General features: G+C 41.4%; 2 protein-coding genes. One reads left to right on the top strand and one right to left on the bottom strand.

The genetic code is table 11. The features are described 5' to 3' along the window. Window positions 1–901 (bottom strand): zinc metalloprotease HtpX (gene htpX, locus ACFINZ_RS09695; protein ID WP_375701410.1); only part of this gene is annotated, 901 nt, incomplete at its 3' end. A gap of 84 nt (window positions 902–985) precedes the next feature. Between htpX and ACFINZ_RS09700 the strand changes: the two genes are divergently transcribed. Next, window positions 986–1,201, top strand: a complete 216-nt coding sequence (locus ACFINZ_RS09700; RefSeq protein WP_034448472.1) for a DUF1674 domain-containing protein — start codon at window positions 986–988, stop codon at window positions 1,199–1,201. Window positions 1,202–1,314 lie beyond the last annotated feature (113 nt).

Here is a 1,314-nt window from a genome sequence, read left to right on the forward strand (position 1 = left end):
GTAAACCAATTTTTTCATTCCATCCCATATTTTCCACTCTTGCTCCTTTCATCTCTTCTGCTTGCCGACGAAGAGCAGCAATACGATTTGCTGTTGCGGGATGGGTAGAAAAAAGACTATCGGCCCCTTCACCACGCAAAGGATTGATAATAAACATATGTGCTGTTGCCGGATTATGTTCTGCCTCTTCATTGTATACCGTATGCCCCCCACCTGCAATTTTACTCAATGCTGAAGCCAACCATAAAGGATTTCCGCATATTTCAGCCCCTCGCCTATCAGCAGCATATTCACGGGTGCGACTAATGGCCATTTGCACCAGCATTGCAGCAAAAGGTGCTACAAACAGGGCAAGAAGTCCTCCGATTGCCCCAGTACTATGAGAATTTTCAGAAGAATGACGCTGTCCCCCCATAAAAAAAGCGAAATTACCAAGCATTGAAATTGCCCCGGCAATCGTTGCAGTCAAAGTCATCGTTAACGTATCACGATGCTCAATATGAGCAAGCTCATGCGCCATCACTCCAGCCACTTCTTCTGCACTCAACTGATTTAGCAATCCAGTACTTGCAGCAACAGCTGCATTCTGAGGATTACGTCCTGTAGCAAAAGCATTTGGCTGTGCATTATCAATAATATAAACTTTTGGTTGAGGAAGAGAAGCTCTTCGCGCTAAATCGCTTACAATCTTATAATAAACGGGAGACGAATGTTGATCGACTTCACGTGCACCATACATGCGTAGAACGATTTTATCCGAATTCCAATAAGAAAAAAAGTTTAAGCCACCAGCCATCAAAAGTGCGATGACCATGCCATTGCTTCCGCCAACCAGATAACCAACTCCCATGAAAAGAGCAGTCATAAAAGCCAAAAGCATTGCTGTACGCATTATGTTCATGACTCAAAAAACTCCATGATAAAATACTATTAATTCTATATGATGGGGTTTTCTTTTTACTTCTTCAATGAAGAAAGGTATAAAATGGATAAAAAAGACTATAAAATAAATAAACAAAATGCCACTGCTGCTAAACAACAACCCCTTTCTCCGGCAGCACAACGTGCCCTAAACGAAGCTGAAGAAAGGCGTAAACATGAAACAAACGAAGAAAAACCTTTAGAAAACGGTGGACGCGGCGGCAAAGACCCTTCACGTTATGGAGACTGGGAAATTAAAGGCCGCGCCATTGACTTTTAAAAAGACCACATTGATTTAAAAAATCACACACCCTTTTAAAGAGAATCAGTTTTTGACAAACAAAAACCGAGAATCATCGTCCTTCAATATAAAAGCTTTTACAAGACAAACAT

Origin of the sequence: Bartonella sp. AA81SXKL (assembly GCF_042196945.1) — a bacterium.
Lineage (GTDB): Bacteria > Pseudomonadota > Alphaproteobacteria > Rhizobiales > Rhizobiaceae > Bartonella.

What these genes read in the sequence shown, in the direction of transcription:
- ACFINZ_RS09700 (WP_034448472.1), top strand. Translation starts at nt 986, where the DNA reads ATGGATAAAAAAGACTATAAAATAAATAAACAAAATGCCACTGCTGCT.